Annotated in this window: 24 protein-coding genes, 1 tRNA gene and 1 riboswitch; of the genes, 16 read left to right on the forward strand and 9 right to left on the reverse strand. The window is 53.5% G+C overall.

Annotated features, from left to right (window positions below):
* Positions 1 to 66: 66 nt before the first annotated feature.
* On the reverse strand, positions 67 to 1,170 hold the full coding sequence (cobW, locus tag V6575_RS09730; protein ID WP_340274108.1) for a cobalamin biosynthesis protein CobW: 1,104 nt from the start codon (positions 1,168 to 1,170) through the stop codon (positions 67 to 69).
* A complete protein-coding gene (gene cobU / locus V6575_RS09735; protein ID WP_340274109.1) occupies positions 1,167 to 1,718 on the reverse strand; it encodes a bifunctional adenosylcobinamide kinase/adenosylcobinamide-phosphate guanylyltransferase in 552 nt (183 codons plus the stop codon). Before cobU ends, cobW begins: the two co-directional genes overlap by 4 nt.
* A 147-nt stretch (positions 1,719 to 1,865) precedes the next feature.
* Positions 1,866 to 2,093, reverse strand: a riboswitch (cobalamin riboswitch).
* Positions 2,094 to 2,417: 324 nt separating this feature from the next.
* Between cobU and V6575_RS09740 the strand changes: the two genes are divergently transcribed.
* The 10 genes from V6575_RS09740 (at position 2,418) to V6575_RS09785 (ending at position 10,928) form a co-directional block, all read left to right on the forward strand.
* Positions 2,418 to 2,493 (forward strand) — tRNA-Asn (locus V6575_RS09740).
* Positions 2,494 to 2,847: 354 nt separating this feature from the next.
* Positions 2,848 to 3,315, forward strand: a complete 468-nt coding sequence (locus V6575_RS09745; RefSeq protein ID WP_340274110.1) for a hypothetical protein — start codon at positions 2,848 to 2,850, stop codon at positions 3,313 to 3,315.
* Positions 3,316 to 3,326: 11 nt separating this feature from the next.
* Positions 3,327 to 4,046, forward strand: coding sequence for a MotA/TolQ/ExbB proton channel family protein (locus V6575_RS09750; RefSeq protein ID WP_340274111.1), 720 nt, complete (start codon positions 3,327 to 3,329; stop codon positions 4,044 to 4,046).
* Positions 4,036 to 4,419 (forward strand): ExbD/TolR family protein, encoded by a 384-nt coding sequence (locus V6575_RS09755; protein ID WP_340274112.1) that lies wholly within the window; start codon positions 4,036 to 4,038, stop codon positions 4,417 to 4,419. Before V6575_RS09750 ends, V6575_RS09755 begins: the two co-directional genes overlap by 11 nt.
* 53 nt (positions 4,420 to 4,472) lie before the next feature.
* Complete coding sequence (locus V6575_RS09760) at positions 4,473 to 4,907, forward strand: ExbD/TolR family protein (protein WP_340274113.1); 435 nt, start codon at positions 4,473 to 4,475, stop codon at positions 4,905 to 4,907.
* On the forward strand, positions 4,904 to 6,133 hold the full coding sequence (locus tag V6575_RS09765; RefSeq protein WP_340274115.1) for an energy transducer TonB family protein: 1,230 nt from the start codon (positions 4,904 to 4,906) through the stop codon (positions 6,131 to 6,133). Before V6575_RS09760 ends, V6575_RS09765 begins: the two co-directional genes overlap by 4 nt.
* Positions 6,134 to 6,692: 559 nt before the next feature.
* Positions 6,693 to 7,313, forward strand: coding sequence for a hypothetical protein (locus V6575_RS09770; RefSeq protein WP_340274116.1), 621 nt, complete (start codon positions 6,693 to 6,695; stop codon positions 7,311 to 7,313).
* Positions 7,314 to 7,494: 181 nt separating this feature from the next.
* Positions 7,495 to 8,808: an NAD(P)/FAD-dependent oxidoreductase gene (locus V6575_RS09775; protein ID WP_340274362.1), complete on the forward strand. Its 1,314-nt coding sequence runs from the start codon at positions 7,495 to 7,497 to the stop codon at positions 8,806 to 8,808.
* The gene (locus tag V6575_RS09780) at positions 8,805 to 9,638 is read left to right on the forward strand and encodes a DUF1365 domain-containing protein (protein WP_340274117.1); all 834 of its coding nucleotides are present in this window, start codon (positions 8,805 to 8,807) and stop codon (positions 9,636 to 9,638) included. The genes V6575_RS09775 and V6575_RS09780 overlap by 4 nt, the downstream gene beginning before the upstream one ends.
* Before the next feature lie 51 nt (positions 9,639 to 9,689).
* Complete coding sequence (locus V6575_RS09785; RefSeq protein WP_340274119.1) at positions 9,690 to 10,928, forward strand: class I SAM-dependent methyltransferase; 1,239 nt, start codon at positions 9,690 to 9,692, stop codon at positions 10,926 to 10,928.
* Positions 10,929 to 10,947: 19 nt separating this feature from the next.
* Here the strand turns inward: V6575_RS09785 and V6575_RS09790 are convergent, their stop codons facing one another.
* Entirely contained in the window at positions 10,948 to 11,745 is a 798-nt protein-coding gene (locus tag V6575_RS09790; protein ID WP_340274120.1) for an SDR family NAD(P)-dependent oxidoreductase, read from the reverse strand.
* A gap of 90 nt (positions 11,746 to 11,835) precedes the next feature.
* A complete protein-coding gene (locus V6575_RS09795) occupies positions 11,836 to 12,507 on the reverse strand; it encodes a ChrR family anti-sigma-E factor (RefSeq protein WP_340274121.1) in 672 nt (223 codons plus the stop codon).
* 277 nt (positions 12,508 to 12,784) lie between these two features.
* Here V6575_RS09795 and V6575_RS09800 point away from each other — a divergent pair, with 277 nt between their 5' ends.
* The 5 genes from V6575_RS09800 to sseA all read left to right on the forward strand — a co-directional run bounded on the left by V6575_RS09800 (position 12,785) and on the right by sseA (position 17,462).
* On the forward strand, positions 12,785 to 13,819 hold the full coding sequence (locus V6575_RS09800; protein WP_340274122.1) for a cysteine synthase A: 1,035 nt from the start codon (positions 12,785 to 12,787) through the stop codon (positions 13,817 to 13,819).
* Positions 13,820 to 13,857: 38 nt separating this feature from the next.
* Positions 13,858 to 15,357, forward strand: a complete 1,500-nt coding sequence (cls, locus tag V6575_RS09805) for a cardiolipin synthase (protein ID WP_340274124.1) — start codon at positions 13,858 to 13,860, stop codon at positions 15,355 to 15,357.
* A gap of 99 nt (positions 15,358 to 15,456) precedes the next feature.
* Positions 15,457 to 16,104 carry a LysE family translocator gene (locus V6575_RS09810; protein ID WP_340274126.1) on the forward strand — a complete coding sequence of 216 codons (648 nt, stop codon included), beginning with the start codon at positions 15,457 to 15,459 and terminating at the stop codon, positions 16,102 to 16,104.
* 27 nt (positions 16,105 to 16,131) lie between these two features.
* Entirely contained in the window at positions 16,132 to 16,623 is a 492-nt protein-coding gene (locus tag V6575_RS09815) for a GFA family protein (protein WP_340274128.1), read from the forward strand.
* On the forward strand, positions 16,620 to 17,462 hold the full coding sequence (gene sseA, locus V6575_RS09820; protein ID WP_340274130.1) for a 3-mercaptopyruvate sulfurtransferase: 843 nt from the start codon (positions 16,620 to 16,622) through the stop codon (positions 17,460 to 17,462). The genes V6575_RS09815 and sseA overlap by 4 nt, the downstream gene beginning before the upstream one ends.
* A gap of 5 nt (positions 17,463 to 17,467) precedes the next feature.
* On the opposite strand, the gene V6575_RS09825 is transcribed toward sseA, so the two are convergent.
* The gene (locus V6575_RS09825) at positions 17,468 to 17,911 is read right to left on the reverse strand and encodes an META domain-containing protein (RefSeq protein WP_340274131.1); all 444 of its coding nucleotides are present in this window, start codon (positions 17,909 to 17,911) and stop codon (positions 17,468 to 17,470) included.
* Positions 17,912 to 18,270: 359 nt separating this feature from the next.
* Here V6575_RS09825 and V6575_RS09830 point away from each other — a divergent pair, with 359 nt between their 5' ends.
* Positions 18,271 to 19,719: an MATE family efflux transporter gene (locus tag V6575_RS09830; RefSeq protein WP_340274132.1), complete on the forward strand. Its 1,449-nt coding sequence runs from the start codon at positions 18,271 to 18,273 to the stop codon at positions 19,717 to 19,719.
* Positions 19,720 to 19,835: 116 nt separating this feature from the next.
* Here the strand turns inward: V6575_RS09830 and V6575_RS09835 are convergent, their stop codons facing one another.
* From V6575_RS09835 to V6575_RS09850, 4 genes are all read right to left on the reverse strand, one after another.
* The gene (locus V6575_RS09835) at positions 19,836 to 20,630 is read right to left on the reverse strand and encodes an amino acid ABC transporter ATP-binding protein (protein WP_340274133.1); all 795 of its coding nucleotides are present in this window, start codon (positions 20,628 to 20,630) and stop codon (positions 19,836 to 19,838) included.
* 65 nt (positions 20,631 to 20,695) lie between these two features.
* The gene (locus V6575_RS09840; protein WP_340274134.1) at positions 20,696 to 21,850 is read right to left on the reverse strand and encodes an amino acid ABC transporter permease; all 1,155 of its coding nucleotides are present in this window, start codon (positions 21,848 to 21,850) and stop codon (positions 20,696 to 20,698) included.
* 9 nt (positions 21,851 to 21,859) lie between these two features.
* On the reverse strand, positions 21,860 to 23,077 hold the full coding sequence (locus tag V6575_RS09845) for an amino acid ABC transporter permease (protein WP_340274135.1): 1,218 nt from the start codon (positions 23,075 to 23,077) through the stop codon (positions 21,860 to 21,862).
* Positions 23,078 to 23,290: 213 nt separating this feature from the next.
* Positions 23,291 to 24,268: an amino acid ABC transporter substrate-binding protein gene (locus V6575_RS09850; RefSeq protein ID WP_422785560.1), complete on the reverse strand. Its 978-nt coding sequence runs from the start codon at positions 24,266 to 24,268 to the stop codon at positions 23,291 to 23,293.
* Positions 24,269 to 24,426 lie beyond the last annotated feature (158 nt).

Consider the following 24,426-nt stretch of genomic DNA (forward strand, 5'->3'; position numbering starts at 1 on the left):
CCTTGCAGCCAAGACAGTTGGTCGAGTGAATCCGGGATGCATTTAGGCTGTGACGGATAATCAGCGTCATGCCGCTTCCGCAGTGCTGCCGAGCAGTGTCTTGACGTCCTCAAGATCAAGGCCTTTCAGCCCGATCACCACCAGACGCCCGGAACTCTCTGCCCCTGCAGCGAACCATGTCTCGACCCGAGGGCCGACCGCCTGAACCATGGCCGGAGCAGCTTTGCCATCAATGACAAGCGCGCCCTTGATCCGTAGCACGCCTTTCAAGGCCATGGCTTCCAGCACCTTGGCTTCTGCAGCCTTCAAACTCGCGAAGGCAGACACCGGCAACACATGGCTTTCGAAATCATCATGGTGGTGATGGTGATGCTCATCATCGTGGTCATGGTCGCCATCGTGTTCATGTTCATCGTGCCCGTGGTCATCATCGTGATCATGGTGGTGATGTTCGTGGCGCGCTGCCATGTCATGTTCGGCAGCAGATTGACGTCCCAACAGAACTTCAATCGGCAAAGTGCCTTTTTCCGATGAGACAATGTGAACGCTGTCTCGCACATCGGCAGATATCTTTGCCCGCACCTTGGCAAGTGCATCACTGGAGATCAGGTCCGCCTTGTTCAGAACCACCAGATCAGCGCAGGTCAACTGATCATGAAACAACTCTTCCACAGGGCTCTCGTGATCCAATGCGTCATCCGCTGCGCGTTGGGCTTCAAGGGCTGCTTCATCCAGTGCGATCCGGCCTTCGGCAAGAGCTGCTGCATCCAGCACTGTCACCACCCCATCGACGGTTACCTTGGTCTTGACGCTCGGCCAGGAAAATGCGCGCACCAGCGGCTGAGGCAAGGCAAGGCCAGACGTTTCAATAACGATGTGTTCTGGCGGATTGTCCCGCGCCAAAAGCATTTCCATGGTGGGCAGGAAATCATCGGCAACCGTGCAGCAGATACAGCCATTGGTGAGTTCCACCACTTCCTCTGCAGCGCAATCGGGATCCGCGCAACCGTTCATGAGAGAACCATCAAACCCCATATCGCCGAATTCATTGACGATCAGCGCGATGCGGCGGCCATCAGCATTCTTCAGCAGATTGCGGATCAACGTGGTTTTGCCTGCGCCCAGAAAGCCTGTGACGATGGTGGCAGGAATTTTCTGTCCGATGGTCATATTTTGATATCCGGGTGAGAAGAGGGTTTTAAAACAAGCGGCAAACCGGCAGCGACAAAAATCACCTTCTGCGCGACCGCCGCGATATCCTGATTGAGACGTCCTTGTGCGTCACGAAACGACCGCGCCAGAGCATTTTCGGGCACGATGCCCATGCCAACCTCGTTGGAAACCAGCACGCACGGGCCTTTGATGCTTTCCAGAGCCTCCGCAAGGCGGCGGGCCTCCAGTGCGACATCACGTTCACGATAAAGAAGGTTGTTCAGCCAAAGGGTCAGGCAATCAACGAGAATGACGGTATCGGGCGCAGCTTCACGGGTCAGCACACCAACAAGATCGAGTTCTTCCTCGATGGTGCGCCAGTCATCCCCACGTTGGGCACGATGCAACGCAATGCGTTCATCCATTTCCGTATCAATCACCGGACTGGTTGCCACATAGACACGTCGTAGACCGCTGTTCATCGCCAGCTCTTCTGCAAACCGGCTCTTTCCGGAACGCACACCGCCCAGAATCAATGTGACACTCGTCTTAGCCTGCCCGCTCATAAGTCAGGGCCGGAGAAGCGCACACCGCCAAATCGGCGGGTGAACAAATGTGTGAAAGATCGACCGCAGCAGCGGTGTAAATATAGCATTCAGCCTGGCTCCTGCCGTCCACCCGACGGCTGTTGAACTAAGGTCACTGAAATCAATGACCCAAAGATTGTCAGGCCGGTCTCCTGGCTTGCGGCTCAATCAGGTCTCTGCGCCTTCCCGGTCCGGCCAGATTGGCCTGTTCCAGTGGCATGTCGCAGAGCCCCTTGCCGCTTACAGTTGCGGGGGCAGCCGCGGAATTGGATCCCAATAAAGATCCGCACCGCATTCCCGTTTCATTTCCAACGCGCAAAGAGCACGCGGAAAACCATGACACTCCTTCTGTAGCGGCTTGGCAGGCGACAAACAAGCCAAGCCTAACCTCCCTCGATCATTCGGCAAGGATCGGCACTAACAAGCACCAATCACAAGCGCACCTGCCGACCGTTTGCTTTTTGAAAAACAACAAGCCGCATTGAAAGGCATTTGCACAATTCCCCAACCTAAAAATTCCGCTCAACCTACTGAAAATAATAAGTTATCCAACGCAATCCACGACGATTATATCTTTTCAATGAAAATAGTTTGATGAGGGGCTTGGCAAACCGGCAAAGCGTTTGTTATACGCTCATCCATCGACGGAGCAGACACGTTCCGCCACCACGTTGGTGATCCCCGATAGCTCAGTTGGTAGAGCATTCGACTGTTAATCGAATTGTCGCAGGTTCGAGCCCTGCTCGGGGAGCCATTGCTCCTTCTTTTAAAGATTTGACCGCTTTGAAGATCATCAAGAAGACTTGATGATGACAGCGTTGATTTGCATTGCATCACGCACGGCCTCAGAATTGTCATTTCCGGCTGAACGACCTCTTCACCCTCCCCATGGAAACCCATCCGCAAACACTTGCTTGCACGATAAAATTGCAGATCCACACCCGGAATTACTTGACTACCACCCTCATATTTCATACCCACAATACCTGATACTGATTGTCATATATCGCATGCAGGCAAGATGCTAATGCCATCTGCTGAACCAGCTATTCAGCCGCCCGTAGCTTTAAGACTCAAAACCGAGTGTGGGGACAATATGCGTAGTTTCATGAAGCAAACGTTTGGCAAAGGCTTTCTTTCACATCGCCGAACAACTGTTTGCCTTGCTGCAACAATGGCTTATGCACTATCGGCCCCCTTCGTGGTTCAAGCTGCCGAAAACAACCTGTCACTCGAATTGAACCGGGCATCAGAGACAGCCAACGGCTGCATGCTGTCTTTTGTAGCCTCCAATTCGACAGGCCAAGCCCTTGGTGGACTGGCTTACGAATTCGTCCTGTTCAACGCTGACGGACTGGTCGATCAAATGACCGCCTTCGACTTCGGTGCCATCCAGGATCAAAAAACCGTCGTGCGTCAGTTCGAACTTGCCGGCGTCAAATGCCCGTCAATTGGCAAGATCCTGGTCAACGGAGCCGCACGTTGTGACCTGGTTGATCCGCAGCCCGGCACCGAAAATATGTGCATCACGGCCCTAGAGCCCAAGACCCGCACCACAATCGCCTTCATCAAGTAAGAGTTAGCCCCATGGATCAGACCAGTTTTTTCCAGCCTGTTCTAAAATTGCTGGACGCCGGCGGACCGGTGGTCTCCCTCATTGCCGTCCTGTCCGTCATTGCGCTCGCTCTTGTTCTGATGAAAATCTATCAGTTCTGGCGCGAAGGTGTTGGCAACACGCGACGCTCCCGCCAGGCCGTATTCCTATGGCGTAATGGCAATCAGCTCGAAGCCATCCGCAAGATTGGTGTGCCGCGTACAGCTTCTGAGGAAACCGTTGCAACAGCCATGCGCCTGTCGCTGACCGGGACCCTCGACAAAACCGCAATCGAGGAAGAGATTTCAAGGCGCGCGCTCACGCGGCTGCACAACCAGCAGTGGGGCCTGAAAGCCTTGGATGCTATCGGACAGGTGTCACCCCTTCTGGGGCTGTTCGGAACAGTGCTTGGAATGATTGAAGCGTTCCAGAACCTCCAGTCAGCAGGGAATTCAGTGGATCCATCCATGCTCGCAGGCGGCATCTGGGTCGCACTTCTGACAACTGCTGCCGGTCTTGCCGTCGCCATGCCAGTGTCCCTGCTGCTGACATTCTTTGAAAGTCGGATCGACAACGAGCGGGTCGCAATCGAAACTCTGGGCGCAGGGATTTTGCTCTCCGATGTTCCAGATGCAGCAACCATTTCAGTGGACAATATCATTAAGACTGCAGCCCCAAATCAGATGAGCGCACAGGCAATTCATGCGCATTGATCTGCCACAGGCACGGTCCCGGAAGCTCTCGCTAACATCCCTGATTGATGTGATCTTCCTTCTCCTGCTGTTCTTCATGCTGACGTCAACATTCACCAAGTTCGGTGAAGTTGAAATTGCTCCACCAGGCGGTAACGGCAAATCATCCGGCAAAGGGCCTGACATCATCATTTCGCTTGTGCCGGACGGGTTGCGGATCAATGGCCAGCAGGCGACATTGGATACAGCAGAAGCCATTCTTGCGGGCTTTGCCCAAAAGGGTGCGAAATCTGTGCTGATCCTGCCGAAGGAAAAAGCAACTGCCCAGGACCTTGTAAGTGCCATGGAAACCATTCGGCGGGTCGAAGGTCTCAGCCTCACTGTCGCCAAATAACAGCTGCGGTTCTTACGCGCTCAATTTCCCGTCGTTAGGACGGATCTGACAAGATGAAAAAACTGCAACTCACGCCAATCCAGCGCAAAAGCGAAAACACGATTTCGCTGATCAACATTGTCTTTTTGATGCTGATCTTTTTCCTGATCGCAGGCCAGTTGGCTCCGCCCATGGACAGCGAAGTCGATTTGATCGACAGCACCGAAACTGATCCCGTGCCACCGCCCGACGCTTTGGTCGCGCGTGAAGACGGGTCTCTGCATTATCGCGGCAACCCAATCACAGTTGAGGCCTATTTGGCCAACGCCCCAGGCTCTGACGCAAGTGAGACATCCGGTGAGACCTCGCAAGGCAGCACTCCGAGCAATATTCCAGTGCGCTTGGTGGCAGACAAGGACATGGCGGCCAAGACGCTTGTCGATATTGTCGGGCAACTGCAGTCAGCTGGCGCTGGCAAGGTGACCGTTGTCACCATGAGGTCGCAATGAAGGATAGCCACAACATTTCTCCGGGCTGGCGCTGGCTTGCCCTCGCGCTCGTTTTGTCCCTCGGCCTGCATATGGGGATCGCGGCCTGGGCGACGTTGAGCAACAAAGACGAGATCCTGACCGCAGGCGGTGCTGAAACGAGCGCCGCAACCATAGGTCAGGCTTTCGAAAACATGCTGATTGCCGGAACCGCCATGCCTGTGGCGGAACCTGAAGAAGCCGACCTGGATGACATGGTCGAGCCCGTTGAAGACATTGAAACGCCGATCGTCCAGCCACAGCCCGTCGAGGCAACGTCCCCTGAGCCTGTTGAAACGATCCAAAGCGCCCAATTGGACAGTGCAATTGCGCCTTCTCTAACATCGACGGTGATCAATTCTGCAGCAGAAGGGAAGTTTATAAAAGCAGAGAAAACCCTCGAAAAACCACTTGAAGCAGAGCCCATCATTCAAGAGCTGGTCGAGCCGGTAGAAGAACCGGTGCTGCAGAAACCCGCAGAGAAGCTGCCAGAGCTGAAGTCGGAAAAACCGGAAGACGCGCCTCTATCGGCGAAGGCTCCTATAGAAACAGTCCCTGCCCCGGAAAAAACCGATCCGCTTAAGGAAATCAAACCGCAGCAACTCACAGAGGTGAAGCCAGAGCTTACAAAGCCGGTTGAGACAATCGAACCGATCAAAGCCACCCCGCCAGATTTGGAACAACCAGAGCTGCCAACCGAGGTCGCGCAAAGCGACATCGTTCCGGTCCCCCAGCTACGGCCAAAGCCGCTGGTGCGCGATCCACCAAAAAAAGTAAAGCGCAAGACGAAGCAAAAGTCTGCCAAGAAACCTAAGAAAACCGCCAAAAAAAGCAACACAGCGACAGGCGCGGGCGGAGGTAGCAAAAGAACGGCTCAAAAAGGTGGTGCCGTTTCTAAGGGCAGAAGCTCGGAAGCTGGCAATGCCAAAGTTTCCAATTACAAGGGAAAGGTCAGGCGTAAGCTTAAGCGTTCCCTCAGATACCCACGTGCCGCGCAAAGAAAGCGCATCACTGGCGTAGCAGTTGTAAGCTTCACTTTGGACAGTGCTGGTCGGGCAAGCAGAATTCGAATTGTTAGGAGTTCAGGATCAGCTCTTTTAGACAAGGCCGCTCTCGACACAGCTAGGCGGGCAAGCCCTTTTGGAAACTTTCCGCCTGAATACGGGAAAAAAAGCTGGCCCTTTACAATCCCACTCTCGTTCGAGTGAGAGTGGGGCCAGCAGCAGGGTAACGATCGCGTAAAGCCGCTCGGTAAAGTTGGACAAAGAGTTTCCCTGGCGAATAAAGACACCGGCAACGCTGCAAGTGCTCAATCGAACGGAGTTTCTCTTTAAGCGCGTTCAAGCCAATCCCTTCAGACTCAACTGCTTTCTCGTTGAAAAAAGCCAGCCTCGCATTCTAGATCACCTTGCTCAGGCTGTTGCGGCATCATCTTGAGTGATTTCTTACAAAACAAGATAATTTTTCATTTTATTTGATTGAAAACGATCTGGGAGCATAAATTGGCTGCGTAATTTTGAAAAAAACAATCAGAATACGTTTCAAAAAAGAATAGCAATTACGGTAGTTTCGCCGATTAATGCATAAATACTTAAAAAAATCATGCAGATTTAAAATTTTGAGTACACCACTTACCCAAAATGTGGTGCAATCATGGCAAAATCATAACCTAAAAAAGTCAGCCCCATTTGACGCAGCCACTCTTACGTCAAAGCACGGCAGCAATTTTTTTGACCGCTATGATTGTATTTACCTTGGGAGGCACACATGCAGCAATTGATGACGAGTATGCTCAGGCACCCACAGCAGCGCTCCTTGAATATTGCCTTGATTCTAGTTGTTCTGACATCATTTGGCGCAACGGCAGCCACTCTTCCCCAAGAGACCGTTACACTCCATCAAGACAAACTCGCGGTGACACTTGCCTCTGCCAACGTGACGGATACAGACCCGTTCGATAGTGATTTCACGATATGGGTCGGTCAGATAGACTTGGATGGAAAGAAGGTCATCTGGGTTGAACTGATCGATTCATACGGCGAAGTGATCTACGATTCAGAAGTGGGCGCGAACGAAACACATCTTCTGCCAGACGGTCGCGCCGTTGTTGTAAGCTCCATCATCCCCGAAGTGCAATTGGCAAAACGCGACCAGTCCCGCATTGAAAGTGATGGGCCATTGATGGTCACGCGCCGCATCGTTGAAGAAGGTGATCAAACAACGGCTATCGAGTTCATCGAGACGGCAAAAGAGCGCCCAGCCTCTCGCAGTCTGCAATTTGAATCTCTCGGAAAAACCCTATGGAACACAGTATTTGCGTTCTTTGACACTGCGGCTTCCCATGTGGAAGTCACCTGGAGCTGGCTGGTAGACACCATCCGCGCCTGAAGGCTTTCCGCTCTGACAGACTACATCCTGTGAATGACCCGAGACCATCTCGGGTCATTTTTTTATTGTTTTCAATATCCAGTTCGTCAATTCCGTGATCCGGCGAACACATCGATCCGTAAAGAACTTACAATGTTTACATAGCCTGGCTCAAACAGAGGCAGGAACAAAAGGAATGACCATGCGGATTGCCGTTATCGGCTCCGGCATTGCCGGAAACAGTGCAGCTTGGGCCCTCAGCGACAAACATAAGGTCGTCTTGTATGAAAAACGTCAGCGCCCCGGCGGCCACAGCGCAACAGTCGATATCGACTACGATGGCACCAAGATTGCTGTCGATACCGGGTTCATTGTTTACAACGAGCTGAATTATCCGCACTTTACCGCCCTGCTCGATCACCTTGGCGTAGCCACAGAAGCCAGTGACATGAGCTTTGCGCTGTCGTCCGATGAAGGGCGGCATGAATGGGCCGGGCAAAACCTGAACACCATTTTTGCCAAACGCAGCAATCTGGTGTCGCCGCGCTTCCTCTGGATGCTGCGCGAAATTCTCCGCTTTAACAAATCCTGCGCAGCTGACAGTGCCGCCGGACATTTGGAAGACCTGTCTCTTGGTCAATATCTTGAGCAGAACAGCTATTCGACGGCCTTCATAAACGACTATCTGCTGCCGATGGGGGCCGCGATCTGGTCCATGCCTCTCAATCAAGTTCTGCAATATCCAGCCGAAAGCTTCGTCTCATTCTTCGAAAACCACAAGCTCATCAATTTTGACCGCCCAACCTGGCGGACCATTTCTGGCGGCAGTCGCAACTATGTCCAACGGCTACTTGCCCCTCTGGCCGGGCACATCCGCTATGGTGCCATGGTGGCCAATGTACAACGCAAGAACGGTAAGGTGCAGGTGACAGACAGTTCGGGTGAAACCGACACATTCGATCAGGTCATCCTTGCGAGCCATACAGACCAGTCTCTAGCCATGCTGTCTGATGCGACAGTTCAGGAGCGCACTATACTCAGCGCAATCAAGTACCGCCCCAACACCGTCTATTTGCACCGGGATGAAAACCTTATGCCGAAGCGAAAAAGGGTCTGGGCTTCCTGGAACTATTTGGCCAGTTCAAATATAGGGACCAATGATCTGGTTTCCGGCAATGAGGTGACAGTCAGTTACTGGATGAACAAGCTCCAGAACATCGATCAATCCAAACCGCTGTTTGTGACGCTGAACCCGACAACCCCACCCCACGATGATCTGACCTTCGCCCAATTTGTCTATGACCATCCCCAGTTCAATGCGGAAGCTATCAAGGCACAGAAGAATCTGGACAGCATTCAAGGCATCGACAACATCTGGTTCTGTGGCGCCTGGGCCGGGCACGGCTTCCATGAAGATGGCCTGTCTGCCGGATTGTCCGTTGCCCGCCGTCTTGGCGCTGAGCTTCCATGGGAAACGACGGCGGACAAAGAAACCTTGCTGGAAGCTGCCGAATGAATACAAACACGGCCACCAGTATGCGCGACAACGGCCCGCTGCCAACAGCAGCAGCAACCCTTTACAATGGGACGGTCATGCATGCGCGCATGAAACCGGCGGTACACCGGTTTGACTACAAGGTGTTTTCCCTTCTGATCGACCTCGACAAGCTGAAGGAAGCGGATCGGCAATCCCGTTTTTTTTCGGTCAGGCGCTTCAACCTTGTGTCATTCCATCCAAAGGATCACGGACCACGGGACGGGAAGGATCTACGCAAGCATATCGATGCGCTTCTGACTGACAAAGGCCTTGAGCGCCCTGCCAGAGTGTTGCTTCTAGCCTATCCACGCATCCTGGGAACAGTCTTCAACCCGCTCGCTGTCTACTATGCCTATGACATTGATGGCCATTTGGCTGCGGTCATCTACGAAGTGCGCAACACCTTCGGCGACCTACACCAATATGTCATTCCAGTCACCGATGGACAGATGAGTGAAGCCGGCCTTCGCCAGGATCAGGAAAAGCTCTTTTACGTCTCCCCCTTCATAGACATGGAACAGCACTATCATTTCCGCCTGTTGCCACCGGGAAAATCAGTCAGGATCCGAATCCTGGAAACGGATCCGGAAGGACCACTTCTGTCGGCAACATTCATCGGCAATGCTCTGCCGATGACATCACTCGCCCTCGTGAAGCTCTGTTTCAAAATTCCATTTTTGACATTCAAGATCCTTGGCGGCATCCACTGGGAGGCCTTTAAAATCTGGCGCAAACGTGTACGATTTTATCCTCGGCCCGCTAAAGGTGCATCAGCTCCCTCACCTTCGATCACCCAAACGGCCCGATAACGGCGATTGAGTGAATTTGTTTTGAACAAGGTAGAGCCCGAGGGTTTGGCCATGACTGATTTGACAATTGTAAGCCGGAAAAACGCCAGTGAGGCGATGTCCGGTCTCCCCCGCATGGTACGCATGGGGTTTAAGATCCTGTTGAAACTCAAGATAGGTTCCCTGACCGTGACCATTCCAGATGGTCGGCGATATCTTTTTGAGGGCAGCGAGCCCGGCCCTGCCGGAGAGGTGAACGTCCACGACTGGAAGTTCGTCAATATGGCCATTCAAGGCGGAGACGTTGGCGTTGGGGAAGCCTTCATGGCCGGGCATTGGTCATCGCCTGATACAACAACTTTTCTGGAACTGTTCTGCATCAACAGGGATGCAACCCGGCAGGCCTTGAAAGGGCGCCCCTTCGCCCGCCTCGCTCTTGTGCTGCGGCATTGGCTCAACGCCAACACCCGCAAGGGATCAAAGCGAAACATTTCCGCTCATTATGATCTGGGCAACGCCTTCTACCAGGAATGGCTTGACCCTTCGATGACCTATTCATCGGCGATCTTCAATGACCAGACCCAAGACCTGGAAGCCGCACAGAAGCTGAAATATGCCTCTCTCGTACGTGAAACGGACATTCAACCAGGACACACGATGCTGGAGATTGGCTGCGGATGGGGCGGATTTGCCGAATTCGTCGGCAAGGAAGTGGGCGCAAAGGTCAAGGCCCTGACCATATCGCAAGAACAATTCGACTATGCACGAGAGCGGATCTTCAATGCCGGCTTGACCGAAAAAGTCGATGTCGTCTTTCAGGACTACCGCGATGAGCGTGGACGATTTGACCGCATCGCCTCAATTGAGATGTTCGAGGCTGTCGGTGAACGCTATTGGCAGACGTACTTTCGTCAACTGTCTGACTGCCTCAAGCCCGGTGGGCGCGCTGGCCTGCAGATCATCACGATCCAGGACCGCATGTTCGACGATTACCGCAACAGTACCGATTTCATCCAGCGACATGTGTTTCCCGGAGGCATGTTGCCACCACCTGGAAAACTGGTGGAGATTGGCAAGCACCTCGGCCTCGACCTGGCACAGCAGAGTATTTTTGGCCAAGATTATGCCCGAACACTGGCCGAATGGCGTATGAGATTCCGGGAAGCGTGGCCGCGGATCAGCATTCTCGGCTTCGACGACAGATTCAAGAGGCTTTGGGAATTCTACCTGCACTATTGCGAGGCAGGTTTCAGGTCCGGCAACATTGATGTGCGCCAGATGGTCTACGTTAAAACAAGCCGATCCAATTAGAAGACCTGAGCAATGCAGCTCAGGTCTTTTTGGACCATCCCGTGGATTTCGAAATCAACTTGAAATACAGCCAATAAGGCAGAATGCGAAGCAATTTCAGCTGGCGAACGAACGCCTTTGGAAAAGCAATCTCGAAGGCACTTGGATGAACAAGGCCTTTGCGAATTTCGCCTGCAGCCTCCTCGACACTGATCAAATGCGGCATCGGAAAGGGATTGTCCGCCGTTGCTGGCGTATCGACAAAACCCGGATTGATCACCTGAATGCGGAGACCCACACGGTCCAGATCAAACTTCAGTGCCTCCGCCATGTTGATCAGAGCCGCTTTCGTGGCACCATAGGCAGCCGACGTTGGCAGGCCACGATACCCTGCAACCGATGAGACGATTGCAATCTGTCCCTGACCTGCGGTCTGCATGGCAGCGATAACAGGAAGCACCACATTGACGGTGCCACTCAAATTGACATCAATTGTCTGCTGCCAAGCCTTCAAATCTCCCGCTAAGCCATCTTGCGGCAAATACACACCGGCATTGGCAACCAGAAGCGCGATGGGCCCGATATCACGGCCAATGTGCTCCACAAGCGACGCCATGTCCTCGCACTGGGTGACGTCACCAACATAGGCATGAATTGTTCCCGGCAGCGCCTGTGCGTCTTCACTCAAACTGTGCAATTTATCAGAAGATCGCGCGGTTGCGGCGATGGTCCAGCCATCGCGAGCAAATGAAAGTGCAAGCGCTCTGCCAATCCCGGAACTGGCGCCGGTGATCCAGACACATCCATCACCAGGCTGCGCAACATAAAGACTGGACATTCAAACCTCCTGAGGACCACTGCTGTCTACGCAAGGCACCCGAAGGCTGGATCAATATCTCGAACCTAAAACAGCACTTATGAATTCAGGTCAGCGCATAAACGGTGCGAAGAAACGACCGACAGGCCCAGTCAAGCGCAAGCTGCCTTCGGTCACAGCGAAACAGATGCAATCCTCATCGTCGTCCGCAATCGGTCTATGGTCGACTTCATGATCGGCGAAGGCAATGTCGCCACGTACGAAATGACCGTCTTCATCCCGGAATCCGCCCTGCAACACCAAGGTCAGCTCTGTTCCCTCATGGGTATGAGATGGCATGGCACGTCCGGCTCGAACCCACAGGAGCGAGGCAGCGCAGCCATCGACTTCGCCGAACTTGCACTCCTTTACACCCGGAAGCAACGTCTTCCACGGCAGGGCATCAAGCGGTTTTCCGACAATGTCCTTCAGGCTATCGGGCATCTGAGGATCATGGCTCTGGTTTCCGCGAAAGTCAGACGCGTTAGCCATATCAACAGAAATGGCATTCGACGCAAAGATCTCAGCTAGAGCCTTATCCCGATCAGACAGCGCAACAGGCTGGGCTTCCTCGATACCAAATCCGGCCAGATCTTCCAGCGAAGCAACATAGTCACGGTTTTGTTTTGACAACTCAAGATGAGCGCCAACCAAGGCTTGCGCCGGTTCTGCCAGAGTTCCTGCTGCAAAGCCTGCAAGCAGCTCATTCAGACCGGTTACGTTTTTTTCCATATCGTCGCTCATAGGGCTCCCGTAATCGGAAATAGCAATACTATTCCAGCTTACGGCGCATCGAGGGGGGCAGATCACTCATATCGCGGCTATTTTTGTGCCATGACTCATATAACTTCATCGTACAATAGAACAACAGGTATCTGACTTCCAAGAATTTCGCCCTTGCTTGCAGATAGACCCGCTTGATCGGACCGAAAAGGATCATTAGGTCATAGTCAGAAAAATGATCTAGTTTAGTATCTTGATGCTTTTCCAGATGCTCATCCTGAATTGGGAACGATCCGAAATGACCGTGTGCAAATCTGTTGTTGATGCCATTGGCAACACGCCCCTTATCCGCTTGAACGCCCTGTCGGAAGAAACCGGCTGCGAAATTTTCGGAAAAGCCGAATTCATGAACCCGGGCCAATCCGTGAAGGACCGCCCCGCACGTCAGATGATTCTGGCTGCTGAAGCACGCGGCGACCTAAAGCCAGGTGGTGTGATCGTTGAAGGCACCGCAGGCAACACCGGCATCGGTCTGGCGCTTGTCGCCAGTGCCCGTGGATATCGCACGGTGATCGTGATCCCGGACACGCAAACTCAGGAAAAGAAGGACATGCTGCGCATGTGCGGCGCGGAGCTTCTGGAAGTTCCCGCCAAACCCTTCAAGGACCCGAACAACTATCAGCATGTCGCCCGCCGCCTGGCAGATGAACTGCGCGCAAGCGAGCCAAACGGCGTTCTCTTTGCCGACCAGTGGAACAATCTCGACAACCGTCAGGCTCACTACCTGACGACCGGGCCGGAAATTTTCAGCCAAACAGGTGGCAATATTGACGGCTTCATCTGCGCGGTTGGCTCCGGCGGCACGCTTGCTGGGGTCTCCACCTATCTGCGCGAGCAAAAACCAGACATCAAGATTGGCTGTGCTGATCCGCTGGGCGCAGGCATGTATCATCTTTTCAAGGATGGCGAAGCCAAGGCGACAGATGGCGGATCGATTGCAGAAGGCATTGGTCTTGGGCGATCCACAATCATCATCGGTGACATCAAGGTGGAGCATCCTTACTCGATCCCCGACGACGAAGCCCTGCCCCTTGTGTTTAACCTTGCCGAACGAGAAGGTCTGCTACTTGGCGGTTCATCTGCCATCAACATGGCGGGCGCGCGCAGGCTGGCCAAAGACTTAGGCCCCGGCCACACCATCGTGACCATCTTGTGTGACCATGGCACCCGCAGCCAGTCCAAGCTGTACAACCCGGCTTTTCTGAAGTCTAAAAACCTGCCGATCCCAGGCTGGCTGGAACGCCAAAACACCCTCAAGGCACCATTGCTCTGAACAAAGAAAAGCGCATGCGGGACAGGTAGGGAGATGACATGGCAGGAACCGGGAATGGCAATATCATCGCAAATGCCGCTGAAGACGTGGCAAGCGATGCGATCATTGTTGACACGATTGCCAACAACCTCGGCATAGTCGCGGCAATTGCAGCAGCCTTTTATTTGGCAGCGATAATCTGCGCTGTTCGCGAGATCATGAACAGTCGAACGGCACAAGGCTCCATCGCCTGGCTACTGTCCCTGTTCTTCCTGCCCTTCGTCACGGTTCCCCTGTATCTGATCTTTGGCTGGCGGTCCTTTTCCGACTACATCCGCGTTCAACACCGGCTTGGCCGGAATGAGCGCAGCAGCCGGGCCAGAACGATCAAGCTCATGGATCAGGAAGGCACGCGAAATTGGCCAGTCCTGTCCAAGATCGCCGGAATTCCCTTCCTTGCCGGAAACAAGGTCGACCTCCTGATCGATGGCGATGCCACATTCGCCTCAATACTGGACGGCATTTCCAATGCCAAGCACACCATCCTCGTACAATTTTTCATTGTGCGCGACGACCAAATTGGCCGGGATCTGGCCGATGCGATGATCGAGCGGGCCAAGGCCGGTCTGAACGTCTATTTTCTATATGACGACATTGGTAGCAAAAACCTGAGCAGCAGCTATCTGACCAGACTAAGAGATGCTGGCATAAAAGTCAGCGGCTTTAACGAGACCCACAAGTATCTGCGGGTGCTCGGCCCCATGCGGCTCAACTATCGAAACCATCGCAAGATCGTCGTCACCGATTTTGAGCATGCCTGGGTTGGCGGATTGAACGTGGCCGATGAATATCTTGGCCGCTCCAAAAAGTTCGGACATTGGCGTGACACTCACGTGAAAGTCTCAGGACCAGCCGCCGCCGCCTGTGTTGTTTCTTTCGTTGAGGATTGGCAATGGGCCAACAGCACAGACATTTCCCTCGAGCGGATCACGAGCTTTGACCAGCCTGGCGATGAATCCGTTTTGGTCATGCCCACCGGCCCGGCTGACAAGCTGGAAGAATGCTCCATCGCGTTCGCCGAAGCTGCTGCGCAAGCGCGCAAACGCCTTTGGATTACATCGCCCTACTTTGTTCCCTCCGCCGATATGGTCACTTCGCTCTATACAGCGGCCATGCGCGGTGTGGACGTTCGGATTCTGTTGCCGGAAAAAGCAGATCACACCATTGTCTGGCTGGCGAGCCACGCCCACGCCGATGAGATGGTTGATATGGGCATCAAGATCTACCGTTATACGGATGGCTTCCTGCACCAAAAGGTAACCCTCGTCGACGATAACCTTGCCTCCGTCGGCACGGTGAACTTCGACAACCGTTCCTTCCGGATCAATTTTGAAATGACCCTGTGGTTCACCCATTCACGCATGATCGAGAAAATTTCAGCAATGCTGGAGCATGATTTTGCAGGAGCGCGACAAACCGCCCCCGATGATCTGGACAACCGCAGCTACGCTTTCCGCGTTCTGGCTCAGGGCGCAAGGCTTCTGTCTCCGATTTTGTAACAAGCGCTTGGATCAGGCAGGGCTTTCGCCTTGGCAAAACAGGACGCCAAGCGTACAACTTGGTCTAGGTTTGACCTCTTCAAAAACGTTGGGACCACCATGTCTTTCATCCCGGATTTAAGCATCCTTGCCGCTTTCACGCTGGCAGCAGCTGTCCTCACGATCACGCCGGGCCCGGACATGACCCTGTTCATGAGCAAGACACTGCAGCAAGGCCGTAAAGCCGGGGCCGCTGCCGTAATCGGAGCCGCCTCCGGCGTTGTCGTCCATTCCCTGTTTGCAGCGCTTGGCATCTCAGCGCTTTTGGCGACCTCGGCCACAGCCTTCGCGATCCTGAAGTATGTCGGTGCAGCCTATCTGATCTTTCTGGCCGTTCAGGCTGTTCGCAATGGCTCTGCGCTGACGCTCGAGGCGGCGGCCAATCGGAACGAGCCTCTAAGCCGCATCTGGCTACAGGGCCTGACAATCAATTTGCTCAACCCAAAGATCGTGCTGTTTTTCGTGACATTCCTGCCGCAGTTTGTCTCCGCATCTGATCCCCATGCGCCGCAAAAGCTATTGTTCCTTGGACTTTACTTCATCGCCATGGCTGTTCCCGCCTGTCTTGCCATGGTCTTTGGGGCAAGCGCCTTCGCCCGCTTCCTCAAATCCTCACCAAGGGCCATGCGTGCCTTCGACTGGACCTTTGCCGGTGTCATGGGCACATTCGCCATCAAGCTTCTGGCGGCCAAGGCAGCAGCCGAATAACCTGCGCGCCTGAGGAGTTATCGAGCAATGAAACTGGACGGTCGCTGCCAATGCGGAGAAGTCTCGTTCTCCCTGGAAAGCAAAACCCCTTACCCTTACATGCGCTGCTATTGCTCGATTTGCCGTAAAACCGATGGCGGTGGTGGCTATGCAATAAATCTACTGGGTGAAGCAGACAGCTTAAACATCAATGGACAAACTTCCAAAGGCAGTTTCCACGCGACGATAGACGGCAAAGAAAGCCAGGCGGAGCGGCACTTCTGCAAGGCTTGTGGGTCTTCTCTCTGGCTCTGGGACCCGCGCTGGCCACAGCAAGTCCACCCCTTTGCCTCAGCCATTGATACCGCTTTGCCCAAACCACCTGAAACAGTGCACATCATGCTGGACTTCAAAACTGACTGGGTGGAAGTGCCAACAGGCCCAGGCCATGTTCACTTTAAAGGTTACCCGGAGCTCTCCATTGTGGACTGGCACAAGTCACATGGTCTCTATGACATCGAAAAACAGGACGACACATGACCTATGACCCGCTTGTAAGCACGAAATGGCTGGCAGATCATCTGGACACACCCGATGTGGTCGTTGTCAACGCCTGGATGCCGCCTGTGACGGACCCAAGCATGGCTCCGAAATATCCTGACGGACATATCCCCGGCGCAGTGTTCTTTGACATCAATGCCATCTGCGACACAACAAGCGATCTGCCGCATATGCTACCTGCACCGCATGTGTTCTCCTCAGCTATGCGCAAGCTCGGCATCGGAGATGGCCAGACTATCGTCGTCTATGATGATTTCGGCTTCTATTCGTCCGCGCGGGTCTGGTGGACCTTCCTGGCCATGGGCGTGGGGCGGGTCCATATCCTGGATGGCGGCATGCCAAAATGGCTCAGCGAAGGCCACGAAGTGACACAGGATCTGCCGCATCGCAGCGAGAGCCACTTCACTGCCCGTCTCGACAACAGCGCAGTCGCTGATGTGAATGACGTTCGTCGCAATCTGGCCAATGGAAGCCGCCAGGTGCTCGACGCCCGCTCTGCTGCCCGCTTTGCCGGATCAGCGCCTGAACCCCGTGCAGGTCTGAAGTCTGGTCATATGCCCGGCGCTCTCAACCTGCCCTTTAACAATCTCATCGCAGAAGACGGAACCTTCAAGACTGGTCAGGAATTGTCCCAGGCCTTTACCGACGCAGGGCTGGATCTGAACAAACCCGTCACCACAACCTGTGGTTCCGGCGTTACCGCCGCGATATTGACCCTTGGCCTTACGATGGCAGGCGCACGCGATCTGAGCCTGTATGACGGCTCATGGAGCGAATGGGGCAGCCGTGACGACACCGAGGTCGTCACCGGCAGCTGATTGGATCACCGCACCTCGACCAGACGAACGACTTCCTCACCTTGACCGTCAAGCAGAAGAAGCGCTTTTTCTCCAGGTAATTTCTTGAAGTCCCGCGTCTTGGCCAGAGCTTTGAGGAAGTCCTTTTCCTGATTGAGAATGTCCGGCGGACAGGATTTACGGGTCACGGAAAGAGGGCCAATCCGGATGTTGCGATCATCAATCCGCAGCGGACCGAAAATCGTGTTGCAGCCCCCATTTCCATCGACAGTACCAGCCTCTTCAAATTCCAGGAGGCTGGCACTACCAGCAACGACTTCTGTCCCCTCAATGGTCTCAGCTTTCCACTTGCCCAGAAGGTCAATTGGAACATCCGCCTCCTGCGCGAAACTTCGATGCCCGGCGAACAAGCTGGCAGCGCAGACAATGCAAAACGCGAAGAAACAGCGTGGGAGCATGTGACCTGTCATGAGCATATCCTCTTTGACCCCTATTCGGATCGAACTGTGCCGCAAGGCATATAACGTTAGGTAAATTTAAACATAAACTGAGCGTCGTTTTAAAGACAATTTGCTAATTGACGGGCACTTAAATTTAAATTCACTATATATAACAACAACCTGAAACACTCTTCTCTCATCGACTTGACGCAATTGCACCACACAGATACCCAATAAACAGGCTGCAGACGCCTGCCACCCGCTGACAATTCTGTCTTGGTTAAGTTCTGCATGTGCTTGATGTCACTGTCCTCCACGTACATCGCGCGGATGGGAACGCGGGTACCCTTCATTCACTTGCGCGATCCATGCACGAGGAATAACTGTCTATGCCGAACTCTCCAGATCAGGCCAATAGAGCTGGCACTGAGCACAATGCATTTCTGTCTGGCTCAATAGCATCCACTTACACCAGAACGGCGCTGCCGATTATCTTTGTGATGACTATGAACGGCCTTCTGACTGTCGCTGATGCGCTGTTCCTGGGCCATTACGTTGGACCGCAAGCGCTGGCCGCTGTCACCTTGATGTTTCCAGTCTATATGCTCATCGTAGCGCTTTCGACCCTGGTCTCATCGGGCATGTCCAGCCTCCTGGCTCGCCACCTGGGCGGCAATCATCTCACAGAGGCGCGCGCGGTATATGCAGGTGCACATGGCTTGGCTTTGATAGTCGGAGCTGCTCTGATCGTTCTGTTTCTCCTGTTGGGCCGCCAACTGTCCTATCTGGCCGCAGAAGGATCCGCGAACTTGGCTGAGATGGGACTGACCTACCTGCGGATCACGACGTTGTTTTCACCGCTCCTGTTTGTCCTGGCGGTCAACTCTGACACGCTGAGAAACGAGGGCAAGGTCGGCTTCATGGCCGCTATGAGCCTTTTGGTTTCGCTGGCCAATATCGGTTTCAATTTCTTGCTGATTGCGGTTCTGGACATGGGGGTCGCCGGATCTGCCTATGGCACAGCAATGGCACAAGGACTTGCCTTCACGATCATCATGATATTCCGGTTTCGCGGCGAGACGCAATTGCGTCCCTCTGCCCTGCTGGAACACAAGCTCACCAATGCGTGGGGCCGCATCCTGTTACTTGGCGCCCCCCAAAGCCTTAACTACATTGGTTTGGCATTGGGCTCTGCTGCTATTATGACCGCACTCCAGATGGTCGACAGCACCACATATAACAGCACGGTAACGGCCTATGGGATAATCACGAGGGTGATGACATTTGCCTATCTGCCGCTCCTGGGCCTGTCCTTTGCCATGCAGACAATCACCGGAAACAACTATGGTGCCGGACTATGGCAACGAACGAACAACACTCTCCAATTCGCAATACTCGCAGCCTTGGCTTACTGCACCGCCATTCAATGCGGAATGATGTTTTTTGCGCAGCAAATCGGCAGTGCCTTCGTCGATGATCCCATTGTGATTGCAGAGGTTGCACGTATTTTGCCGATCATAGTCGTGATGTTTTTCATAACCGGACCTTTGATGATGATTGCCACCTACTTTCAGGCCATTGGGGATGCAGGTCGCGCAATGCTTTTGGGCGTATCAAAATCCTATTTGTTTGCGATCCCGCTAACCTTCTCCTTGTCGTCAACCATTGGAGAAACCGGCATCTGGTGCGCGGGTCCGGTCGCTGACGGACTACTGCTGGTGCTGACACTCCTCCTGCTCATGCAAACCGCACGGCGTCACTCGCTTCGTTGGGGCATGTTTCAAACGGGTAAAAGCGAGCACGTTGATCCGTCCAAGACGGCGAAAGAAGCGCGGTAATTCGCAAAAAATCTAAAAGGCATTTTTGAAAAAAATCCTGGGCCAACTTGTGGCCCAGGATGATGTTGTCGTCTTCAAAGGATCAACCGTAAAGCAGATCTCTTATGGCCCTCAGGCTAGTGATGCAGGATCTGGCTGAGGAACAGTTTGGTCCGCTCATGCTGCGGATTGGTGAAGAATGGCTCAGGGTCATTCTGTTCAACAATCTGCCCGGCATCCATGAAGATCACCCGGTTTGCCACTTTTCGGGCAAAGCCCATTTCGTGGGTCACACAGACCATGGTCATGCCCTCTTCAGCAAGACCGACCATCACATCCAGAACTTCCTTGATCATTTCCGGATCGAGCGCCGAGGTTGGCTCATCGAACAACATGATCTTCGGGTTCATGCAGAGCGAGCGGGCAATCGCCACACGCTGCTGCTGACCACCGGACAGCTGACCTGGATACTTCAACGCCTGTTCGGGGATCTTGACCCGCTCAAGGTAATGCATCGCAGCTTCTTCAGCTTCCTTCTTCGGCATTTTGCGAACCCAGATTGGAGCCAGGGTGCAATTTTCCAGAATGGTCAGATGCGGAAACAGGTTGAAGTGCTGAAAGCACATGCCAACTTCACGGCGGATCTCATCAATCTTTTTCAGATCATCCGTCAGCTCATTGCCATCGACAATGATATGCCCCTTTTGATGCTCTTCCAACCTGTTGATACAGCGGATCATTGTGGACTTGCCTGATCCCGAAGGACCACAAACGACGATACGCTCGCCTTTCATGACCTTCAGATTGATGTCGCGCAGAACATGGAAGTCACCATACCACTTGTTCATGCTCTTGATTTCAACAGCAACTTCAGTTTCTGAAACCTGCATCTTGGTACGATCAGCAGCGATTTCTTCGGCGGTTTGAGACATAAGTTTTCTCCAAAATAATAACTGGTGGAGCGGACTGTGATCCGCTCCGGCTTGCCGAAGAACGGCTAACGTTTATGGCCAGTGTGCAGTCTGTTCTCCATGAAGATGGAGTAACGAGACATGCCGAAACAGAAGATCCAGAACACAATCGCTGCAAACAGATAGCCTGTATGCCCCTGTGTCGGCGTGGACCAAGTGGGATCGGAGAACGAGGACTGGATCTGGCCAAGAAGGTCGAACATTCCGACGATCAGAACCAGGGTTGTATCCTTGAACAAGCCAATGAACGTGTTGACGATGCCAGGGATCACAAGCTTCAAGGCCTGAGGCAAGATTATGAGCCCCATCATCTGCCAGAATCTCAGACCCAGCGCCATAGCACCTTCATATTGCCCCTTCGGGATCGCCTGCAAACCGCCACGCACGACCTCCGCCATATAGGCAGCGGAGAACAGCGTCACGCCGATGAGAACCCGCAACAGCTTATCGAAGGTCACCCCTTCCGGCAGGAACAGTGGCAGCATGACCGAAGACATGAACAACACTGTAATCAACGGAACACCGCGCCAGAATTCGATGAAGATCACCGAAACCAGTTTGATGATTGGCATGTTCGAACGCCGACCAAGAGCCAGCGCAACACCCAATGGCAAGGAGGCAACGATCCCGGTGACCGCAATCACCATCGTAACCAGAAGTCCGCCCCAACGCGCAGTTCCAACGATGGGAAGAACCACCGTATCGCCGAACACCAATCCGGTGAGCAGGAAGTAGGATACGACCGGAAAGACAACCAGGAACAAGATTGCATTGGCGGTCTTGAAAGGCATTGTTGGCATCAACAATGGCACCAGCAACAAGACGAACATCGCATAGACAATGTTGACCCTGTAGACCTCATCAGTGGGATACCGGCCATAGATAAACTGCGGCAGGTAATCAATGACATAGGCCCAACATGCTCCGGCATGGGTCGCCCCTTCCACCGGAAGACAGGCGGTTCGATCACTTCCAGTCCAGACCGCATTGATGATGGCGAACTGGATGAAGGGCATGATGATCCAATAAGCAATCAAAATGCCTACGATGGTCAGGACAGTGTTCGCGACGGAAGAGAACAGGTTCTGCCTCATCCATCCGACCACGCCCCTGGTTGACACCGGCGCTGCAAGCAGCGGCGCGTCTTCGGTTCTTATTTGAAAGATATCTGTGTTTGCCATGGTGCTGCCCTACCGTTCCACGAGCGCCATGCGCTGATTGTACCAATTCATGAAGCCGGAAGTCAGAAGGCTCAGCGACAGATAGACAACCATCCAGATACCAATGATCTCAATTGCCTGTCCCGTCTGGTTCAAAACCGTTCCGCCAACAGACACGAGGTCCGGGAAGGCAATGGCAACGGCCAGAGAGGAGTTTTTCGTCAGGTTGAGATACTGGCTTGTCAGGGGTGGAATGATGACCCGCATGGCCTGTGGAATAATGACCAAACGCAAGGTCGGCGCATTACGCAGTCCAAGGGCATGCGCTGCTTCACTCTGGCCATGGCTGACAGCCTGAATACCCGCACGTACGATTTCCGCGATGAAAGAAGCCGTGTAGATCGCAAGAGCAACCGTCAACGCCAAAAATTCGGGGATCAGGTTGAACCCGGACCCAAGCGTGAAACCGCGGCTAAAGATCGGCCCCGTCTCTACGAATTCCGGGTAATTGAAATGAACCGGCATTCCGGTCGCAAGATAAGCAACGAGCGGCAAACCGATGATCAGACCCAACCCGGTCATGAACACAGGAAACTGCTGCCCGGTCGCTTCCTGTCGCTTGCGCGACCATTTGGAAATAACGAAAGCAGCAATGATCGCAACAATCAGCGCATATCCCATCGCTCCGGAACCTTCCTCGAACACTGGCTGCGGACCGCGCAAACCAGAGATATTCAGGTGGAAGGAATCAAAAAAGAAAGACCATTTGTCTCTCTTGCCCGGAACGGCGCGAAGCACCGCAAAATACCAGAAGAAGATCTGCAAAAGCAGCGGAATATTGCGCACCAGCTCCACATAACAATAGGCGATTTTGGAAATCACCCAATTGTTGGAAAGCCGCGCAACACCGACCACAAAGCCGATGATTGTCGCAAGGAAAATCCCGATGATTGCGACAACAAGTGTGTTTAGGAAACCGACATAAATTGCCTGCCCATAGCTAGACGTTTCCGAATAGTCGGACAACGCCTGAATGATCCCGAAACCTGCGGTATTTTCGAGAAACCCGAAACCGGAGGAAATATTCTGACGCTCAAGGTTGGTTATCGTATTGCTGATAATAAACCAGCCAAACGTAACCAACGCCAGAATGAGTACGGTCTGGTAAAACAGCCCTCGTACTTTAGGATCGTTCACTAGCGAAGCACGCGCCGGCGCCCCCGCCGAGTCCTGCTCCTGAATTGACATATACCCTCGCCCGAGTTTGTGCCTCAGCGTCTTTGATGCCTAATTACAAAAGGTCTATCGCTGAGGACAGAAGGCCACTCCTACCCAAATCCCCTAAAGACATGAGCGGCCAATGCTCCAAACGGCCATGCAGCTTAGTGCTGCTTTTCGGCCTTTTAAATGTTCCCCGGCAGCATGCTGCCGGGGAACAAAATTATAGCGACCGATCAGATCTTAGCGGATCGGCGGAGCATAAAGGAAACCACCCTGGGACCACAGAGCGTTAACGCCGCGTGAGATTCCAAGTGGTGTGTCTGGGCCAACGTTTGCGTCAAAGGATTCGCCATAGTTACCGACGCCCTTAACAACATTGTAAGCCCAGTCATTGCCGAGGCCGATGGCTTCGCCATAAGCACCTTCAACGCCGAGAAGACGCTTGATGGATGGGTTGTCGGAACCCTTCATTTCGTCAACGTTTGCAGATGTAATGCCGAGCTCTTCAGCATTGATCATTGCGTTGAGGGTCCACTTGGCAATGTTGAACCATTCGTCATCGCCCTGGCGAACAACTGGTCCAAGAGGTTCTTTGGAAATAATTTCCGGCAGAACCATGTGGTCAGCTGGGTTTGTCAGCTTCAAACGCTGAGCATAGAGGCCGGACGCATCAGTGGTGTAAACGTCACAACGACCTGCATCATATGCTGCAACAACTTCATCAGCCTTTTCGAAGGCGACAATTTCGTATGGCATGTTGTTTGCGCGGAAGTAATCGGCAACGTTCAGCTCGGTTGTTGTGCCGGTGTTCGTGCAAACGGAAGCGCCGGACATTTCCAGAGCGGACGTCACGCCGAGATCCTTGCGTACCATGAAGCCCTGGCCATCATAGTAGTTCACGCCAGCGAAGTTCAGGCCAAGACCTGTATCACGAGACATGGTCCAGGTTGTGTTGCGCGACAGTACGTCGATTTCACCGGACTGCAGAGCGGTGAAACGCTCTTTTGCAGACAGCGGTGTGAACTTCACCGCACTCGCGTCGCCGAAGATTGCAGCAGCAACAGCGCGGCAGAAGTCAACATCCAGACCGGTCCAGTTGCCCTGCGCATCAGGATTGGAGAAGCCCGGAAGACCCTGGCTCACGCCACACTGGACGAAACCCTTGGCTTTTACGTCTTCGAGCGTTGTGGCGTTGGCAGCAGTCGCGGCAACGCCCATAGCGGCACCGAGAACTAGCGGAAGGAGTTTGTTTGTCATGGATTATGCAGCCTTTTTTAATTTACTCTTATTATTAATTCATTGGGTCAATTGACGAATGCCCTCAACACTCAGCCGAAACCTTGTATGTAATCGTTTGACCGACCACTTCCTCCGGA

The sequence above is a fragment of the Roseibium algae genome (genome assembly GCF_037783265.1).
Classification (GTDB): Bacteria; Pseudomonadota; Alphaproteobacteria; order Rhizobiales; family Stappiaceae; genus Roseibium; species Roseibium algae.

Excerpts from the sequence above, each read along its gene's own strand:
- V6575_RS09825 (WP_340274131.1), bottom strand. The coding sequence starts at position 17,911 with ATGACAGGTCACATGCTCCCACGCTGTTTCTTCGCGTTTTGCATTGTC.
- V6575_RS09795 (WP_340274121.1), bottom strand. The coding sequence starts at position 12,507 with ATGAGCGACGATATGGAAAAAAACGTAACCGGTCTGAATGAGCTGCTT.
- V6575_RS09800 (WP_340274122.1), top strand. The coding sequence starts at position 12,785 with ATGACCGTGTGCAAATCTGTTGTTGATGCCATTGGCAACACGCCCCTT.
- V6575_RS09810 (WP_340274126.1), top strand. The coding sequence starts at position 15,457 with ATGTCTTTCATCCCGGATTTAAGCATCCTTGCCGCTTTCACGCTGGCA.
- V6575_RS09775 (WP_340274362.1), top strand. The coding sequence starts at position 7,495 with ATGCGGATTGCCGTTATCGGCTCCGGCATTGCCGGAAACAGTGCAGCT.
- V6575_RS09750 (WP_340274111.1), top strand. The coding sequence starts at position 3,327 with ATGGATCAGACCAGTTTTTTCCAGCCTGTTCTAAAATTGCTGGACGCC.
- V6575_RS09745 (WP_340274110.1), top strand. The coding sequence starts at position 2,848 with ATGAAGCAAACGTTTGGCAAAGGCTTTCTTTCACATCGCCGAACAACT.
- V6575_RS09760 (WP_340274113.1), top strand. The coding sequence starts at position 4,473 with ATGAAAAAACTGCAACTCACGCCAATCCAGCGCAAAAGCGAAAACACG.
- V6575_RS09835 (WP_340274133.1), bottom strand. The coding sequence starts at position 20,630 with ATGTCTCAAACCGCCGAAGAAATCGCTGCTGATCGTACCAAGATGCAG.
- V6575_RS09790 (WP_340274120.1), bottom strand. The coding sequence starts at position 11,745 with ATGTCCAGTCTTTATGTTGCGCAGCCTGGTGATGGATGTGTCTGGATC.
- V6575_RS09755 (WP_340274112.1), top strand. The coding sequence starts at position 4,036 with ATGCGCATTGATCTGCCACAGGCACGGTCCCGGAAGCTCTCGCTAACA.
- V6575_RS09765 (WP_340274115.1), top strand. The coding sequence starts at position 4,904 with ATGAAGGATAGCCACAACATTTCTCCGGGCTGGCGCTGGCTTGCCCTC.
- V6575_RS09770 (WP_340274116.1), top strand. The coding sequence starts at position 6,693 with ATGCAGCAATTGATGACGAGTATGCTCAGGCACCCACAGCAGCGCTCC.
- V6575_RS09845 (WP_340274135.1), bottom strand. The coding sequence starts at position 23,077 with ATGTCAATTCAGGAGCAGGACTCGGCGGGGGCGCCGGCGCGTGCTTCG.
- cobU (WP_340274109.1), bottom strand. The coding sequence starts at position 1,718 with ATGAGCGGGCAGGCTAAGACGAGTGTCACATTGATTCTGGGCGGTGTG.
- V6575_RS09785 (WP_340274119.1), top strand. The coding sequence starts at position 9,690 with ATGACTGATTTGACAATTGTAAGCCGGAAAAACGCCAGTGAGGCGATG.
- sseA (WP_340274130.1), top strand. The coding sequence starts at position 16,620 with ATGACCTATGACCCGCTTGTAAGCACGAAATGGCTGGCAGATCATCTG.
- cls (WP_340274124.1), top strand. The coding sequence starts at position 13,858 with ATGGCAGGAACCGGGAATGGCAATATCATCGCAAATGCCGCTGAAGAC.
- V6575_RS09815 (WP_340274128.1), top strand. The coding sequence starts at position 16,132 with ATGAAACTGGACGGTCGCTGCCAATGCGGAGAAGTCTCGTTCTCCCTG.
- V6575_RS09830 (WP_340274132.1), top strand. The coding sequence starts at position 18,271 with ATGCCGAACTCTCCAGATCAGGCCAATAGAGCTGGCACTGAGCACAAT.
- V6575_RS09780 (WP_340274117.1), top strand. The coding sequence starts at position 8,805 with ATGAATACAAACACGGCCACCAGTATGCGCGACAACGGCCCGCTGCCA.
- cobW (WP_340274108.1), bottom strand. The coding sequence starts at position 1,170 with ATGACCATCGGACAGAAAATTCCTGCCACCATCGTCACAGGCTTTCTG.
- V6575_RS09840 (WP_340274134.1), bottom strand. The coding sequence starts at position 21,850 with ATGGCAAACACAGATATCTTTCAAATAAGAACCGAAGACGCGCCGCTG.
- V6575_RS09850 (WP_422785560.1), bottom strand. The coding sequence starts at position 24,268 with ATGGGCGTTGCCGCGACTGCTGCCAACGCCACAACGCTCGAAGACGTA.